The following is a 16,693-nucleotide window of genomic DNA, read 5'->3' as shown; positions in this document are numbered from 1 at the left end:
AGGGCTCTCACGTGTGGTCCTCCATCTCCTCGAACTCGACGGTCGTCTGGCGTGTCTCGCCCCAGCGCTGGCGGCGGGTCCCTTCGCGCTCGCTCGCCGCCGCCTCCAGCGACGCGACCATTTCCTCGGCGAGCGGGTGCTCGCCCTCGACGGCGGCGTCGACGACTGCCGCCGATAGTGCCGGCTTCTCGGCCTTGCCCGGGCGCATCGCGAACCCCTTTTTTTCGTCGAGTGCGACCTCGGCCGCAGTCACCAGCACCTCGCCCAGGTTGAATGGCTGGCGGGCCACCGGATCGACCACCTGTTGCATGACGAGCTGTGGACTCGGTGACTGCAGAACGCGAACCTCGGAGCCTCCGTCGATGACGGCGTCGGCGTGGGCTACGAGCCGCTCCGCGTCACAGGCGGCGAGTAACTCGAATCGATCCGACCGGTCGTATGGGTCTGTCATGTACTCGACTGTAACCACTGGAACTCGCTGGATAAGCCTTCGTTAGGTACTCTACAGTCTATCCGATAGGTGTTGGTCGGAGTAGTCGGTCGCGATCGAACGACTGGACCGATATATACTGGTCTCTCGAATATTGAGTGATGGGTTCGCCTATTGGGGCGTGATACGCGTCCGGACTCTACCGGGTAAACCGTTAATTGACCCTGATTGCTCGACACACCTGATGACCTCGGACCAGACGGTCACTGACACGGCGGGTACATCCGAAACGAACAACGGACGAATCGTGGGCCGCATGGGGCGGCGGAAATTCATCGCTGGAAGTGGTGCCGGCGCGCTCGGGCTGACGGCGGGCTGTATCGGTGGTGCCGCCGGGGGCGACGAAACTGTTACGATGTTGCTGACACCGGATACCCCTTCGGATGTCCGTCCGCAATACGAGCCCGTCACCGAGATGCTGCGTGGCGAAATAGACGGTCTCGACCTCGAAGTCGAGGTTCCGCAGGATTACTCGGCAGTCCGACCCGCACTGGACAGCGGGCAGGCCGAAATCGGCATGGACGACGTGACGCTCATCTCCGCGCCGGACCTGATGGACCTGTTCGGCACGGCCGTCTCGGGCGGGGCGGCGTTTTATTTTTCGATGATGCTCACAAAGCCGGACTCGTCGATCGACGAGCGGACGGATCTGGAAGGCAAACGGGTTGCATTCGCCGACCGACTCTCGACGAGCGGGTCGATATTCGCCGTGTACGCTCTCAAGCAGGCCGGCCTCGACGTTGGCGACGCCCCCGACGGTGACCCGGTCGACTTCGATGGGGTCTGGTCGAACCACGCGGACGCCGTCCAGAAAGTCATCAACGACGACGCCGACGCCTGCTGTACCTGGACTGGCAACGGTATGGCCTACCTCCCAGAAGACCAGGAACTCCCACAGGAGGTCCGAGAGGAGGACTCGTTCATCGGGAATCGTGGCAATGCAGACGCGACGCTGCGGCCGTTCTGGTGGTCGTTCCCGATCCCGAAACAACCCATCTACGCTCGCAAAGACTGGGAGTCGGACATGAAGGGCAAGATCGAACAGCAGCTGCTTGACTCCGACGAGGAGTTGATTCGGGAGTATATGCCCGATGACTACAATGAGTCCGATTTGCCCTTCACGACGCTCAGCGACACCACGATGGACAACTACCAGCCTGTCATCAAGCGGCTCAACGACCTCGGAATCGAGCTCGGATAGCCGAGACCCTACAGGTATTTTATCACAATGAGTACACTGACAGTCGAGAATCTGACCAAGGAGTACGGTGACGTAACCGCGCTCGAGGACGTATCGTTCGAAATCGAAGACGAATTCGTCGTCTTGCTCGGGGAGTCCGGCGCCGGGAAATCGACGCTGTTGCGGTGTGTCAACGGCCTCACGGAGCCGACGAGCGGGGAGATACGCCTCGAAGGGGCGTCGATAGCCGGGTCACAGCCCGAGGTCGGGATGATATTCCAACAGCACAACCTCGTCGAAGGTATCTCGGCGTACCTGAACGCGTTGACAGGCTCGCTCGCCGACGCGTCGACGGTCGAAAGCCTCCTCCAGCGTCAAGACAGGAACACGAAACGACGGGCACTCGAGGCGCTCGAGACGGTCGGTCTCCTCGAGGAGGCCCACCAGACCGTCTCACAGATGAGTGGGGGACAACAACAGCGCGTCGGGATTGCCCGCGGATTGGTGCAGGACCCGTCGCTGGTGCTCGCCGACGAACCGGTCGCCAGTCTCGACCCCTCGAGCGCCGAGAGCGTCATGGGCTACCTCAAGAAGGCCGCGGCCGTCCACGAAGTCACGGCGCTAGTGAGCCTTCATCAGGTCAACATCGCCGCCCACTTCGGAGAGCGGTTCCTCGGACTCCGGGAGGGACAACTCATATTCGACGTCGGTCCGGACGAACTCACGCCCGCGCTCGTCGACGACCTATACGGGAGTGTCGAGACGGTCGCGCTCGCAAAAACGGACACCGATCAAACGGAAGAAAAGCGACATCAACTGGAGGTCGAGGCGTGAGTTCCGGGCCCTCACCGATCGATGGCCTCCGCGAGTACTTCGGCTTTGCCGCGACCGGTGACTCGGCGGTCGACCGGAAACTCAAGGATATCAAGTACCGGAAGACGCTCCGTCGTCTCTGGGGCACGCTCGGTGTTTTCGCCTTTGTTGTCGTCTTCTCTTGGAGTCTCACGACCGTCGAATTCTCGCTGGCGGAGCTGTTCGCTCAGCTCCCGGAGTTCGGCGAAGCGCTGACCGAATACTTCCCGCCGACGACGTACTTCGGATTCCTTCCGTTCATCGACGTGATGCAGTACTGGGAATTCATGATAGAAGCTGAGTTGTTCGCCGCCTCGCAGGTGACCGTCGCCATCGCTATCGCGGGGACGGCCCTCGGATTGCCGGGAGCACTTTTTTTCGGCGTCATGGCGAGCGAGCGCGTCGTTCCGTATCCGTTCAATTTCCTGTTCCGGCTGACGATGAGCGTTATCCGTGCGATCCCGGCGCTCGTTTGGGTCCTCATTCTCATTCCGCTGGGCGGTGTCGGTCCCTTTACTGCGACGCTTGCCGTCATGATCGACACGACCGGCTATCTCGGCCGGCTGTTCACCGACGAACTCGAAGAGATCACCGACGGCCCCATCGAGGGGATCCGAAGCACCGGAGCGAGCAAATCGCAGGTCATTTCCTTTGGGATGTTGAGTCAAGTGTTTCGGCAGTTTATCGCCTGGCTTGCCTTCGACCTCGAACACAACGTCCGCGTGGCTATCAGTCTCGGCCTCATCGGAGCCGGCGGGCTTGGCCTCGAACTCAACGTTCAGCGGCGAACGTTCAATTATACGGAAATGATGGCCTGTATCATCCTGGTCATTCTGTTGGCCGGGTCCGTCGAACTGCTTTCCCAGCGGCTGCGTTCGTATCTCCGCGAGGACGACGATATCGAACGGACCGGCATCCTCGAAGCGTTCGTTACAGCACCGAAAAAGATCGTCCAGTCGTCGATGGGGAAGCGATAACCCGTGTATATCGAATCATACGGGCCGGACCGCACGCTCGATCTCGGTCCGGAACCGACGCTCCACGACCCTGTCTCCGTCTCCGGGAGCGAACTCGGCGCGTGGACCGAAGTCCGCGAGGGCTCGCGTATTCACGCATCGACGCTCAGCGATTACAGCTATGTGATGGAGCGCGTCCAGCTCGATTATGCCGACGTCGGCAAGTTTGTGAACGTCGCCTCCCACGCCCGGCTGGGACCGACCAATCACCCGATACACCGACCGACAGCCCACCACTTCACCTATCGGTGTGAGATGTACGAGCTGGCCGACGAGGACGACGAGTCCGTTTTCGAGTGGCGTGCCGACCAGCCCGTCGAGGTCGGTCACGACAGTTGGATCGGCCACAACGCGACGGTCCTCCCGGACGTCACGATCGGGAACGGGGCGGTCGTCGCGGCCGGCGCCGTCGTCACGCACGACGTCGAGCCCTACACGGTCGTCGCGGGCGTCCCCGCCGAACCGATCGACCGCCGGTTTTCCCCGGAGGTTGCGGCCCGCCTGGAAGCGACCGAGTGGTGGCACTGGAACCACGAAACGATCGGCGAGCGCCTCGCCGAATTCCGTGATCTCGAGACGTTCCTGCAGGCGTACGCGCCGGCGACCGAAACCGTCGAGGGGTGACGGGCGCGTTTATAGGGAGCAAGGAGAATACCTGCGGCTTTAGCCGCAGGATGAATCCGACAACTCCTCCACAACCCACCGCCGATAGCACGGCTGGATATTCCACCGTTCTCAAACCGAACCTTTACAACAAATGCGAGTATAAGTGATTATAGAGGCGTTCAGAATGCTGGAAATCCATCGAACCCACCGGGCGAAAATCCTCAACCACTCACAGGTAGAGGACCCGCTTGACCGGCACGGGTGGAGTGCCAGCAAACTCTGGAACGTCGCTAATTACCACTCTCGACAAAAATGGGATGATACGGGTGAGATTCCAGACCACAGCGACCTCAAAGACGAGTTGAAAGGTCACTCAAAGTACAAGGGATTGCACTCGCAGTCCAGTCAGCGCGTTCTGGAGGAACTCGCTGAAGCCTTCAACTCGTGGTACGAAAAGAGGAAGTCTGATAATCGAGCGAATCCGCCCGGCTACCGCAAGAAAAACTACTACGATGACCACGGCAACCGCGTCCACGAAGAACACCCGCGTAGCACGGTGACGTGGAAACAAAACGGCATCAAACACGACACGAAGAACAACCGTGTCCGTCTCTCGAAAGGCTCGAATCACAAGGAACACCCGAAAGCATGGGAGTACATCCTTGTCGAATACGAGACGCGCCCCGGTGTCACTGTTGAGAACCTCCAACAGGTCAGAGCCGTCTACGACAAAGCAAAGAGGCGCTGGGAACTGCATCTCGTCTGTAAGGATGAAATCGAGACACCCACCGCACCCGGAAACGAGACAGCGGGTATCGACCTCGGCATCTGTAACTTCGCGGCAGTCGCATACAGCACTGAACAAGCTGACCTCTACCCCGGCAACCGGTTGAAACAGGACGGGTACTACTTCCCGAAAGAAATCGCCAAGTGCGACGACTCGGGTGGTAAAGAAGCGCCCCGTCTCCACGCGAAGTGGTCGGAGCGCCGCACCCACTTCTTCCACTCCTTATCCAAACACATCGTCCAGCGATGTATCGAGCGTGGTGTTGGGCGTATCAACATCGGGAAGCTCGCTGGTGTCCGTGAAGACGACAACGGCGAGGCGAAGAACTGGGGGCGGCACGGGAACCTCGACCTGCACGGCTGGGCGTTCGACCGCTTCACCTCGATTCTCGAATACAAGGCCGAAGTCGAGGGCGTCGAAGTCGTAGAGGTCTCAGAGCGCGACACGAGCAAGACGTGTTGCGTCTGCGGTAGAGAAGACGAGAGTCAGCGTGTCGAACGTGGCTTGTATGTCTGCGAGCCGTGTGACGCGGTGTTCAACGCTGACGTGAATGGGGCGGAGAACATCCGTCTCGAGTTGAAGCAAAGTAACTCCGAGTCTGCTCCCGATTTGGGTGGGGATAGGAGTACCGGCTGGTTGGCACGGCGGTGTTGAGATAAGGTCGAAGGGTGAGGCGGTCAAAAGATTGAGTGCTCTATGCTCAGCTTTGACCGCCTCAGCGGCGATAGCGGTTGTATCGAATTAGATTTTCTGGAGCGAGAGGCGACACCCGAGCCGGCGATGAAGCTCGGTATCCGACTTCATTTGGCTGGCTTATCACTTTCGGATACCGTTTCGATTCTTGAGAGGTTGGGTGTCGATCGCCATCGAACCACCGTCCATCGGTGGGTTCAGAAGGCCGATCTACAGCCGACCGATGGTGCCGATCCGAATCACGTTGCGGTCGATGAGACCGTGATTCAGCTCAACTCTGAGCAGTATTGGCTGTACGCTGCTGTCGATCCCGACACGAACCGACTGCTTCATGTTCGGCTCTATCCGACGAGAACAAACGCGGTATCCTCGATGTTTCTCTCAGAACTGCGTGAGAAACATCAGGTTGACGACGCGATCTTTCTCGTCGACGGTGCACCGTGGTTACACGCGGCCTGCCATCGACACGGGCTCCGATTCCAACACGTCACACATGGGAATCGGAATGCCGTCGAACGTGTCTTTCGCGAAGTAAAACGACGGACAAACCAATTTTCAAATACGTTTAGCCACGTCGAACCAAGCACCGCCGAAAATTGGTTACAAGCGTTCGCCTTCGCATGGAATCAGCTTATCTAAACACTACCGGTTGGCACAGCCCAAAGTCTACCTTCATGGCCTCTCCCGAGGATTCCAACCTCGGGAAGAGGTGGTGGACTGCAAACCCTAATATCCCAATCCAGCGGTGCGGTGCCGTGGGATTCCGCCGTCTTCAGGCGGAGGAGGATGTCAATCGACGAGGAACGAACGCATAACCACCGAGTCCGTCGGTCGCCGGGTTTGTCGGTCGCCGACCGCATCTGCGACGCCACGCAGAGACGACTCCCGCATCGATCGGCTACGCACGAATAATCGATCGATTCCCTCTCTGTACCTCAGTTTCCGGAAGACAATTACCAACGAGAATACGGCGTCCGCCCGTGGATACGTTATGATTATAGGTTGATATATACGTTCGGATACCGTAGAAAGCCATATGAGCACGGATCCTACCGACAGTTTCGGCGTGCGGCACCCGACCGTCGTCCCGGAGAACTTCGAGCGGGTGGACGCCGACGCGGATCCGGACGACGGGTAGCGGGGTCCGACGGTCTCACCCGGAAACAGCGAGCACTCGGGGCGATACCGTCCGGGGAACTCACTTGCCGGTTTCGACGACCGCTGTCGGCTTTGCCCGTCGAAACGAAACTTCTTGTAGCCGCCTCTCGCAAGGCGAGACATGGGACTGTTCGATCGGCTTCGTGGCGGGAGCGGACCACGGGTCGCTTTCTTCGGTATCGATGGCGTACCGTACTCACTGATCGCCGACAACGAGGGGACGTTCGAGAACCTCCACGCCATCGCGTCGGGCGGGACGATCGACTCGATCGTCCCGCCCGAATCGAGCGCGTGCTGGCCGGCCCTGACAACCGGCGTCAACCCCGGGTCGACTGGCGTCTACGGCTTCCAGGACCGCGAAATAGACAGCTACGAGACGTACGTCCCGATGGGCCAGGACGTCCAGGCGACGCGGCTGTGGTCCCGTGTCGACGACGCCGGCGGGGAGGCAACAGTAATGAACGTCCCCGTCACGTTCCCCCCGGACCGGGACATCCAGCGGATGGTCAGCGGGTTCCTCTCCCCGGGCGTCGAGAAGGCGGCCTACCCCGACGAACTCCGCGAGACGCTCGAGAACCTCGAGTACAAGATCGACGTCAACGCGAAGCTCGGGCACAAAGACGACAAGGAGGCGTTCATCGAGGACGCCCACCGGACGCTCGACGCCCGCTTCGAGGCGTTCAAGCGATACATCGAGGGCGACGACTGGGATCTCTTTTTCGGTGTCTTCATGACGACCGACCGCGTGAATCACTTCCTGTTCAAGGACTACGCCGAGGACGGCGAGTACAAAACGGAGTTCCTCGAGTTCTACGCGAAACTCGACGACTACATCGGGGAGTTGCGCGGGATGCTCGACGAGAAGACGACGATGGTCGTCGCCTCCGATCACGGCTTCACCTCGCTCGATTACGAGGTCAAATGTAACGTCTGGCTCGAGGAACAGGGGTGGCTCTCCTTCGACGGCGACGACCACGACAGCCTCGGCGACATCGCCGACGACACCCGGGCGTACTCGCTCATTCCGGGTCGGTTCTACATCAACCTCGAGGGTCGCGAGCCGCGTGGATCGGTTCCCGAGGCGGAGTACGAGACGGTCCGAACGGAGCTCAAAACCGACCTAGAGGCGCTCGAAGGGCCGGACGGGCGACCCGTCGCCGACCGTATCGTGACGAAGGAAGACGCCTTCCGTGGGGCTCACGACGAGATCGCCCCCGACCTCGTCGTCATCCCGAATGACGGCTTCGATCTCAAGTCCGGCTTCCGCGGCGGCGATGCGGTGTTCGACACCGGGCCGCGAAACGGGATGCACAGCTTCGAGAACGCCTGCCTGTTCGTCGACGACGACGGCGCGAAGATCGAAGACGCCGACCTCTACGACATCGCGCCGACGGTGCTCGAACTCCTCGATATCGACATCGACCGTGGCGATTTCGACGGCGCCTCGTTGGTGTGAGCTCTCCTGTGTCCTGAACGGCGTGGTCCGCTCGTCGAATCAACATCAGGCTCTACCGGACCGAGCGCGTGTTCGAGCGCGAATGCGGGAGCAAAACGCCGAAGCCGATTAATTAAAACAGCCGCCGTTCGATTGCTCCGCGGACTCGTCCCGGTCGGCTCGCCCCATAGACGACCAACGTTCCGTGTTTGCTTCCTGCTGTAACCCGGCTGGCACGCCCGAACAGTCGGTCTGTGAGACCGCGCTGGACGCCGCTTACGATGAGAACGTCGGACTCACGCGCTGCACGTTCCATTGCGTCGTCAGTTCCAGGCTCGATGATTTTGGTTTCAACCGGGGCCTCACACAGATCCGCCAGCTCGGAGAGGTAATCCTCGACGGTGTTCCGGCGGCTTTCCGGCGCGTCCACCGGCATCGGGAAATAGAACGTGACCGTTCCATCGACCGCCATGGCGAGCGCGTCGGTCAGTCCGACCTTCGGGGGATCGAACGGTCCTTCATCAGTCACGACACCGATGTGGCTGGCTGTGTCATAGTGGAGGTCCGTGACCTCGATGACGTCGCAGGGGGCGTGTTCTTCGATCCAGTCGGTGTCGCTGCCGAGCAGCGTGTCGCGTCCGCTCGACCGCTCGATGAGCAGCGTATCGGCCTCGACATCAGCGGCATAGTTGACGATGGCGTGTCGCGTATCGTGGCTGACGACCTCGCCGTACCGGATCGAGATCTCGGAATCGGTCGCCCTGTCGGCCATTCTGGCCTCGAACGCCTGATCGGCCTCGGTGAGGCTATCGGCGGACTGCGGAAGCGGCGTCTGGTCGGGAACCTCGTCGAACTGTGCGACCCGAACACCCCCCTCGCGAGTGCGTGCGAAATCGACCGCAAGATCGATCAACGATCGCTCGGTGTCGGGTGGCGTCCGGTCGGTGACCGCCACGAGCACCTCGTTGCTATCGACCTCGACTTCGGATTCGGTCTGATCGACCACGTCTCGCCCGACGCTGCGGCGAACTGCGTCGGTCATGGCTCCCTCGCGGCCAACTCCGCCCCGGCGGTAGACGAAAAAATAGTACCACGCCATCGACCCGACAGTGATGAGGACAGCCCCGACCAGCGGGACAAAGCCAATATACCGCAGGAGGACGGCCCCGCCGATGATACCGACCAATTGAGGCACGGGGTACAGCGGTGATTTGAAACTGGGATCGTAGGCTTCGATCGACCCCTGCCGGAAAGCGATGAGGGCGACGTTAATCAGGATGAACACCAGGATTTTGAACGCGCTGGCGAGTTTGGCGATATCGTCGATCGGGACGAAGGCGATGAGGACGAGCAACACACCGCCGGTGATCGTAATCGCGTTCACCGGCGTTTCGAACCGTTCGCTGACGGTCTCGAAGACGGTGGGAGCCAGTCCGTCCCGACTCATCGCAAAGGGATACCGTGAGGAGGAGAGAATCCCCGCGTTGGCGGTGCTGACCAGCGCCAACAGCGCTGCGACGATGACCGCCGTAATTCCAATGGCCGGCAGCGCGTTGCCGGCGGCGAGTTCCATCGGCGTCTCCGTGTTCGTCAGGTCGGCTTGATCTGCGACGCCGACCATGACGGTGACAATGGCGACGTAGATCCCGGCAGTGATGATAAGCGAGCCGAGAATGCCCAGGGGGAGGTTCCGGTCGGGGTTTTCGACCTCCTCGGCGACACTCGCGATCTTTGTGACGCCGGCGTAGGAGACGAAGACGAAGCCGGTCGCCCCGAGGATCCCCTCGAGCCCGCTGTCGAAGAAGTTGTCGTAGCGGGCGCTCTCGACGCTGGGCGCACCGGCGACGATGAACCAGACCATCACCGCGAGCATCACCGCGACGATCGCGACCTGCATCCGACCGGTCTGTTTCGCACCGACGATGTTCAGAAGGATCAACAGGGCGGCGACCGTCAGCGCGAGCGGTGTCACTGGGATGTCCAACAGCAACACCAGGTAGGGCGCGCCCCCGACCAGCGCCAGCGCTCCTTTGAACGTCAGCGAGAACCACGTCCCGACGCCGGCAATAGTTCCGAACAGCGGCCCCATCGCCCGCTCGATATAGAGGTAGGTTCCGCCGGCCTCCGGCATCGCCGTCGCCATTTCGGATTTGCTCAACGCCGCCGGCAACACCAACACGCCGGCGAGAAAATACGCGAAGATGACCGCCGGCCCCGCCATCTCCATTGCCAACCCCGGCAGGATGAAGATACCACTCCCGACCATTGCACCGATGCTGATGGCCGTTACCGATGCGAGACCGAGGTCGCGCTCGAGTTGTTTTCCCATATATATCGAGAGTTCCGTGTTCGCCCGGTGGTTGCGCTTCCCCAAAGGGTCGGACCGCCCAGATGACCAGCGGGTCTTTCGGCGTGAGTACTGTTCCCGAGCGAATCCTCATAAAGAACAGCCATCTTAATTCAAGCAGGGAATCCCGGTCTTTAAGCCGGGAGGGAATGCGACACGGTGCTGACTGACCGCTACTCGGTGGCTCGGTCGGAATCCAACTCCCGTTGCGCGTGGAGTAGCATCCCTCGCCACGTCAGTCCGTGGTGCTTCTTCGTTTCTTTCAGGCTCTCGTACTGTTCTTCGCCTACCTCGATGTTGATGTTCTTCACGTCTCATGGTTTGTGACCGACGGTGTTAATTGTGACTAACACTATTGTAGCACTGTGTCCGAGACGGTGACGAAGACGCTACAGGCCACGCTCGCAACGCCCACCACGGGCAAAGAGCAACGCTTACAACGACTCTTGGACACCTACCGCGAAGCACTCCACGACGCCTTCGACAACAGGGCCGACACAATGTCTGCCGTCAACGACGTTGTGACGCCCTACGACCTGCCGTATCAAGCCAAAGACGCGCTCAAATCTTACGTCCCGAAACTCCGCTCGACGTACAACACCGAAGAGTTGGACGACGAGCATCCGCTTCGACTCGTCAACCGGGCCGCGACGTTCGACTACTCCGACGAGCGCGAACACGGTTTCGTGTGGCAGGCCCCGCAACCTGGACGCGGGACGAACTTCTGGATTCCGCTTCGGATCAACCCCGAGCAGGAATCTCTGTGGTTCGACCTGCTCTCCGAGGACGCGAAGGCGGGCGAACTACGGCTACAGCGACACCGCACGTCGTGGGAGTTGCACGTCACCGTCGAATACCCGGTCGAAGAACCGACCGACTCGGACGACGAGACATACATCGGTTTCGACGTCGGTGAGAGCGCGTTGATCACGGGCTGTGCCCTCAAACGCGACGCACCACGGAAGCCGATGCTCGTCAGCGGCAGTCGAGCGCGACACCTCCGCAAAGAAATGCACACCACACTGCAACGGCTTCAAGAGCGCGATGCTTCGGAGTGGCGGATCGACGAGCGATTCGACCACTACCAGAACGCGCTCACAGATATCGTCGAGAAAGCGTCTCGGCAGGCCGTCGAGTACGCCGAGTCCTTCGAGAATCCCGTTATCGTTCTCGAAGACCTGTCGTACATCCGCGAATCGCTGGATTACGGCAAACTCATGAATCGGCGTTTGCACTCATGGGCGTTTGCCCGGCTACAGGGCCGAATCGAAGACAAAGCGGCCGAGGCAGGGATTCGCGTCGAGTACGTCAACGCGGCGTACACCTCGCAGACGTGCCACGCCTGCGGTCGTCTCGGCCGGCGGAGTCAGCAAGCGGAGTTTGTGTGTCCGCACGAGGACTGCCACGTATCGGAGTTCCAAGCAGACATCAACGCGGCGGCGAACATCGCCGGTCGCGCTAACCCGTGGGGAGAAAGCGTCCGTTGGGAACCCGGACGCGATGACTCGCCTCGGGATAGGAGCGCCTGTGACAGCGCCACAGTTCACCGAGAGACGAGTCCGAGAACCGGACAGATGACGCTCTCGGCGTTTTCGGACTGAAACCTGCCTACCGGATTCTCACCGTGTGGGAAGCCCCGCCGTTCACGGCGGGGAGGATGTCACGCCCGGTGGTTTATAAACGATGGCGAGCCAGCTCGCGGTATGCCCCCGACCAACACCGACCGCGATCCCCCCTCGACTGACGGCGATCCGTCCCCGGCCGGGATCGACCACGACCGCGAGACGCTCAAGCGGCGGCTCGAAGCCGTCGAACGGGCGCTCTCGGAGGAGGAACCGATCGAGCGGGCCAACCGGATCGACGAGCTGGAGTCGCGGGTCGTCGAACTCGAGGCGGCGGTACAGGCGTTGCGCGGCTACGTCGGGTCCGTCCGGGCGGTCAACGAGGAGATCGAACTGCGGGCCGACCGCGCTCTCCGGAAGGCCGAAGCCGTCGAGCGAAACGTCGCCCCAGGCCGGTTCCGCCACGGTGCCGGCTCGGCCCCCGATGGCGGCGGCGAAGACGCCGGCAGGTCCGATCCTGCCCCGGTGTTCGGGTCCGAACCGGACGTCGAGTCCGGAGAGGCCTCGGCGTCCGCGGCCGACGGCCGGTCCAGCGACCGCCCGACGCCCCTCGAACGGCTTCGCGAACGGTTGTGATCCGCGTCGTCCTCGCCGTCGCGTTGGCTGCGGCGATATTCGGCCTCGTGATGCCGAGCGTCGAGCACGCCGACCGGGAGCGAAGCGCCGCGCTCGCCACCGAGGAGCTCGAACGGCTGCGCGACGCCGCCGAACGGCTCGCGGCCGAGAACGATCCCGTCGCGCCAGGGCGGGATCCGGCCGCGACGACCGTCGCACTCGAACCGCCCGAGCCGACGTTCGCCGAGCCCGGTCGGCTCCGGATCGCGGACGACAGCCTGCGGTGGGAGTCCTCTGTCGGCCGTAACGTGACAATCGATGTCGCGGTCCCGGTCCGCATCGACGACCCGGCGATCCTCACCGATCGAGCGCGAGTCCGGCTAGCGTTGGTTCGGACCGACGGGGCCGCCGTGGTTCGGCTCCGGGTCGGCCGGGAGAGGGTTTATATACGAACGCGCGGCCAGACGCCCCGTGTTCGCCCGACTGCTGTCATCGGAGGAGGACTGTCGCTGTGAGTCGACGTTCGATGCCGACCGCCTCTCCGTCGAGAGCGACGAGTGCCCCGGCGGCGGGCGGCTCAGCGAGGAACCGGCCTGCCGCCGGACCGTCGTCGAAGCGCTCGAACGGCGCGACGTCGAATCGGTTCGGACGCGGTCGGACGGGTTCGAACGGGCCTACGAGGACGGTGCTGCCGGCTTCCTCGTCGCCGCCGGCCGCTTCGCCGACGCCGCGTCGTTTCACGACGAGGCGCTCGCCGACCGCGCTCGGGCGGACCCGCTCGGGGCGGCACAGGCAGCGGCCGGGCGGAACGGCCCGGTCGCGGAGCTCGTCGCCCAGACCGGGTTGGCGGCCTTCCTCGGGAGCGACTACCGAACGGCACTGCGCCCGCAGATCGGGCCGACGGTCGCGGAATCCCGCGTCGCAACGCGCCCCCCAGTCGGAGCGACGTTACGGGACCGCTACGAGCTCGAGACTGGCGCGGTCGTCCGCCGCTACGAGGCCACTGAAATGGGGACGTACCACCTCACGCCGGCCGAACACCGTCTCGACCCGGCGGACACCGCGACGCTCGCCGCGGCACACGGTCGGCTGGCCCGCGGCGCGATCGAAGGGGGCGAGCGCGCGCCCGCTCGGGCGGTCAGGTCGGTCGCCGACCCCGGACAGCCGGTCGAGACGTTGACCGCCGCCCTCGGCAAGCATACCCGTGGACTCGGGGTCCTCGAGGACTGCTTTGCTGACCCGGACGTGACCGACGCGTTCGCGACCGCCCCCGTCACCGAGAACCCAATTCGAGTCCGCTGTGGCGGCGAGACGCTCCGGACGAACGTCAGACTCACTGAGGACGGCGTCGCCGCGCTGTCGTCGCGGTTCCGACGGTCGAGCGGGCGGGCGTTTTCGCAGGCCAGCCCGACGCTCGACGCGACCGCGGACGCCGGCGGTAGACGGGTTCGGATCGCCGGGGTCACCGACCCAGTGAGCGACGGGACCGGGTTCACGTTCCGGGCCCACGACGAGGAGGCGTTCCGGATCGCCGACCTCGTCGACAACGGGACGCTCCCGGCGTCGATCGCGGCGTTTCTCTCTGTGACGACCAAACGCGGCGCTGCGACGCTGTTAGCCGGCTCGCGGGGGGCCGGCAAGACGACACTGCTCGGGGCGCTTCTGTGGGAGATTCCCCCCGACGTCCGGACAGTCGCCATCGAGGATACACCCGAACTTCCGGTTTCGGAGCTCCAGAGTGACGGCCGCGACGTCCAGCCGCTCCGCGTGACGACCGGGGACGGCGCGTCGATCACCGCGACCGAGGCGCTCCGGACGGCGCTTCGGCTCGGCGACGGGGCGTTGGTCGTCGGCGAGGTTCGCGGCGAGGAGGCGAAGGTGCTCTACGAGGCAATGCGGGTCGGTGCGGCCGACGGAACGGTGCTCGGGACGATTCACGGCGGCGGGGGCGAGTCGGTCAAAGAGCGCGTCGTCACCGACCTCGGCGTCGCCGAGTCGGCGTTCGCGGACACGGACCTCGTCGTGACCTTGGAAGCCTACGAGGACGGCGGATCGAGACGGCGACGGGTCCGCGCGATCGAGTCCGTTCGGCGGTCCCCCGACGGGGTCGGCTTCGAGCTGCTGTACGACGCCGATTCGAGGACGCTTCGCGTGGCCGACAGCCGGCTGCTCGAGGAGCTCTCGACGCCGACCGAGACCGCCGCCGACGTCGAATCAGCGATCCACAACCGAACGGCCGAACTGGAGGTCTGAGCGCCGTGGCGCTCGATCAGGCTCGGCCGATCCGTGCGCTGGCGGCGTTGTCGCCGCGCAACTCGACGCCCGCGTCGATGCGGGCGGTCGCGCCGTTCCTCGAGGGGGACCCTCGAACGCTCGCCGCCGCGGCCGACGGCGTCGGAGTCGTCGTCGGCCTCTGTCTCGGGGCGGTGGCGATCGGACTGGGTCGGCCCTCGCTGCTTGTCGCCGCGGTGGGCGTCGGCTCCGGAGCGACGGTCCTCGCCCGCGGTGGTGTTCTCGCGGTCGCCAACGCCCGACAGAGCCGGACGCTCGGCACCGCACCGACGATCGTCAGCCGCGCCGTCCTTCGGATGCGGATCGCGCCCGCGGCCGAGGAAGCGGCCGCCTTCGCCGCCGGGACGGAGGGGCGACTCGGGAGTCGCCTCGCCGACCACGTCGGGCGCGCTCGCGGGACGCCAGCGTCTGGACTCGGTGCGTTCGCCGAAGCCTGGCGCGGGCGGTTCCCGGCGCTGTATCGGTCGCTGACCCTCGTCGAGGCCGCTGCCGACGCCCCCGAGGGCGAGCGCGACCGGGCGCTCGGTCGCGCGATGGAGACGATCCTGGACGGAACGCGGGATCGTGCCACGGAGGCCGCCGACTCGCTCCGGGGACCGTCGACGGCGATGTACGCCTTCGGCGTCCTCCTCCCGCTCGCGCTCGTCAGCGTGTTGCCGGCCGCGGGCGCGGCGGGCGTCGAGGCGACGCTGCCGGCGATCGTCGGCGTGTACGACTTCGTCCTCCCCGCTGGGCTGCTCTGCGGGAGCGGCTGGCTGCTCGCGAACCGTCCTGTGGCGTTCCCGCCGGCACCGATCGACAGCGAAGTCGCGTCCAGTCCGGCGGTGTACGTCGCTGCGGGGGTCGGCTCCGGTCTCGTCGGCGCCGTCGCGGCACGGACGCTTCTCCCGAGATGGACGGTGGCGCTCACCGCGGTCGGTGTAGGGGTCGGATCCGCCCTCGTCGTCCGGTATCGTCCGGTGGTCGCCGTCCGGAAACGGACCGACGAACTAGAATCGGGGCTCTCCGATGCGCTGTATCTCGTCGGCCGCCGCGTCTCCGACGGGATCGCCGTCGAACAGGCGGTTGCGGACGCGGCCGGGGAGCTGGAGGGGATCGTCGGCGGAGCGTTCCGCTCGGCTGCCAGGCGTCAGCGACAGCTCCGCGTCGGCGTCGAGGCGGCGTTCGTCGGCGAACACGGCGCCCTCGAGGATCTACCGAGCCAGCGGGCCGAGAGCACCGCCCGGTTGCTCGGCATGGCCGCCGGAACGGGGGCGCCAGCAGGCAGGGCGCTCGTCGAGACGGCGGATCACCTCGACGAGCTCCGCCGCGTTGAGCGGGACGCAAAACAGGATCTCGGCCGAGTGACGTCGACGCTTTCGAACACCGCGGCGTTCTTCGGTCCGCTCGTCGGCGGCGCGACGGTCGCGCTCGCCGACAGCGTCGGGACGACGGAGGCGCTGAACGGCAGCGCTCCCGAGACGGCTGGCCTCGGAATCGCCGTCGGCGTCTACGTCTTCCTTATGGCGGCGGTCCTGACGGGGCTTTCGACGGGGCTCCAGCGCGGGCTCGACCGGGCGACCGTCGGTTACCGGGTCGGCATCGCGCTCTGTACCGCGACGGTGACGTTCCTCCTCGCGGTCTTCGCGACGTCGGCCGTTTCCGGGGGTTTATAACTGAT

14 protein-coding genes and 1 pseudogene are annotated in these 16,693 nt (G+C 63.8%); 12 read left to right on the top strand and 3 right to left on the bottom strand.

The features are described from left to right. Window positions 1–7 precede the first annotated feature (7 nt). Complete coding sequence (phnG, locus tag NMLP_RS04385; RefSeq protein ID WP_049926141.1) at window positions 8–451, bottom strand: phosphonate C-P lyase system protein PhnG; 444 nt, start codon at window positions 449–451, stop codon at window positions 8–10. Window positions 452–674: 223 nt separating this feature from the next. Here phnG and NMLP_RS04380 point away from each other — a divergent pair, with 223 nt between their 5' ends. The 7 genes and pseudogenes from NMLP_RS04380 to NMLP_RS04355 all read left to right on the top strand — a co-directional run bounded on the left by NMLP_RS04380 (window position 675) and on the right by NMLP_RS04355 (window position 8,238). Beyond that, window positions 675–1,691, top strand: a complete 1,017-nt coding sequence (locus NMLP_RS04380) for a PhnD/SsuA/transferrin family substrate-binding protein (protein ID WP_084260778.1) — start codon at window positions 675–677, stop codon at window positions 1,689–1,691. A 27-nt stretch (window positions 1,692–1,718) separates the two neighbouring features. Continuing rightward, window positions 1,719–2,504, top strand: coding sequence for a phosphonate ABC transporter ATP-binding protein (locus NMLP_RS04375; protein ID WP_015408923.1), 786 nt, complete (start codon window positions 1,719–1,721; stop codon window positions 2,502–2,504). Further along, the gene (gene phnE / locus NMLP_RS04370) at window positions 2,501–3,499 is read left to right on the top strand and encodes a phosphonate ABC transporter, permease protein PhnE (RefSeq protein WP_015408922.1); all 999 of its coding nucleotides are present in this window, start codon (window positions 2,501–2,503) and stop codon (window positions 3,497–3,499) included. The genes NMLP_RS04375 and phnE overlap by 4 nt, the downstream gene beginning before the upstream one ends. Window positions 3,500–3,502: 3 nt before the next feature. After that, window positions 3,503–4,162 carry a DapH/DapD/GlmU-related protein gene (locus NMLP_RS04365; RefSeq protein ID WP_015408921.1) on the top strand — a complete coding sequence of 220 codons (660 nt, stop codon included), beginning with the start codon at window positions 3,503–3,505 and terminating at the stop codon, window positions 4,160–4,162. A gap of 166 nt (window positions 4,163–4,328) precedes the next feature. Further along, window positions 4,329–5,576, top strand: a pseudogene (locus NMLP_RS04360) (RNA-guided endonuclease InsQ/TnpB family protein); the annotation flags it as partial. Between the two features lie 51 nt (window positions 5,577–5,627). Continuing rightward, window positions 5,628–6,263, top strand: coding sequence for an IS6-like element ISNamo12 family transposase (locus NMLP_RS14185; protein ID WP_015408486.1), 636 nt, complete (start codon window positions 5,628–5,630; stop codon window positions 6,261–6,263). 640 nt (window positions 6,264–6,903) lie between these two features. Further along, on the top strand, window positions 6,904–8,238 hold the full coding sequence (locus tag NMLP_RS04355) for an alkaline phosphatase family protein (protein ID WP_015408919.1): 1,335 nt from the start codon (window positions 6,904–6,906) through the stop codon (window positions 8,236–8,238). Between the two features lie 112 nt (window positions 8,239–8,350). Here NMLP_RS04355 and NMLP_RS04350 read toward each other — a convergent pair whose 3' ends face one another. Beyond that, the gene (locus NMLP_RS04350) at window positions 8,351–10,546 is read right to left on the bottom strand and encodes an amino acid permease (RefSeq protein ID WP_015408918.1); all 2,196 of its coding nucleotides are present in this window, start codon (window positions 10,544–10,546) and stop codon (window positions 8,351–8,353) included. A gap of 191 nt (window positions 10,547–10,737) precedes the next feature. Further along, window positions 10,738–10,875: a hypothetical protein gene (locus tag NMLP_RS15580; protein ID WP_015408771.1), complete on the bottom strand. Its 138-nt coding sequence runs from the start codon at window positions 10,873–10,875 to the stop codon at window positions 10,738–10,740. 54 nt (window positions 10,876–10,929) lie between these two features. Here NMLP_RS15580 and NMLP_RS04345 point away from each other — a divergent pair, with 54 nt between their 5' ends. The 5 genes from NMLP_RS04345 to NMLP_RS04325 all read left to right on the top strand — a co-directional run bounded on the left by NMLP_RS04345 (window position 10,930) and on the right by NMLP_RS04325 (window position 16,688). Further along, window positions 10,930–12,165: an RNA-guided endonuclease TnpB family protein gene (locus tag NMLP_RS04345; RefSeq protein WP_015408917.1), complete on the top strand. Its 1,236-nt coding sequence runs from the start codon at window positions 10,930–10,932 to the stop codon at window positions 12,163–12,165. Between the two features lie 102 nt (window positions 12,166–12,267). Next, complete coding sequence (locus NMLP_RS04340) at window positions 12,268–12,762, top strand: DUF7310 family coiled-coil domain-containing protein (protein WP_015408916.1); 495 nt, start codon at window positions 12,268–12,270, stop codon at window positions 12,760–12,762. Next, a complete protein-coding gene (locus tag NMLP_RS04335; protein WP_015408915.1) occupies window positions 12,759–13,256 on the top strand; it encodes a DUF7311 family protein in 498 nt (165 codons plus the stop codon). Before NMLP_RS04340 ends, NMLP_RS04335 begins: the two co-directional genes overlap by 4 nt. After that, window positions 13,213–14,994, top strand: a complete 1,782-nt coding sequence (locus NMLP_RS04330; RefSeq protein ID WP_015408914.1) for an ATPase, T2SS/T4P/T4SS family — start codon at window positions 13,213–13,215, stop codon at window positions 14,992–14,994. The genes NMLP_RS04335 and NMLP_RS04330 overlap by 44 nt, the downstream gene beginning before the upstream one ends. Window positions 14,995–14,999: 5 nt before the next feature. Next, window positions 15,000–16,688: a type II secretion system F family protein gene (locus tag NMLP_RS04325; RefSeq protein WP_015408913.1), complete on the top strand. Its 1,689-nt coding sequence runs from the start codon at window positions 15,000–15,002 to the stop codon at window positions 16,686–16,688. Window positions 16,689–16,693: the final 5 nt, after the last annotated feature.

It is taken from the genome of Natronomonas moolapensis 8.8.11, assembly GCF_000591055.1.
Lineage (GTDB): Archaea > Halobacteriota > Halobacteria > Halobacteriales > Haloarculaceae > Natronomonas > Natronomonas moolapensis.
The sequence above is the reverse complement of the archived record's forward strand: the minus strand, read 5'-3'. Positions and strand labels throughout refer to the sequence as shown.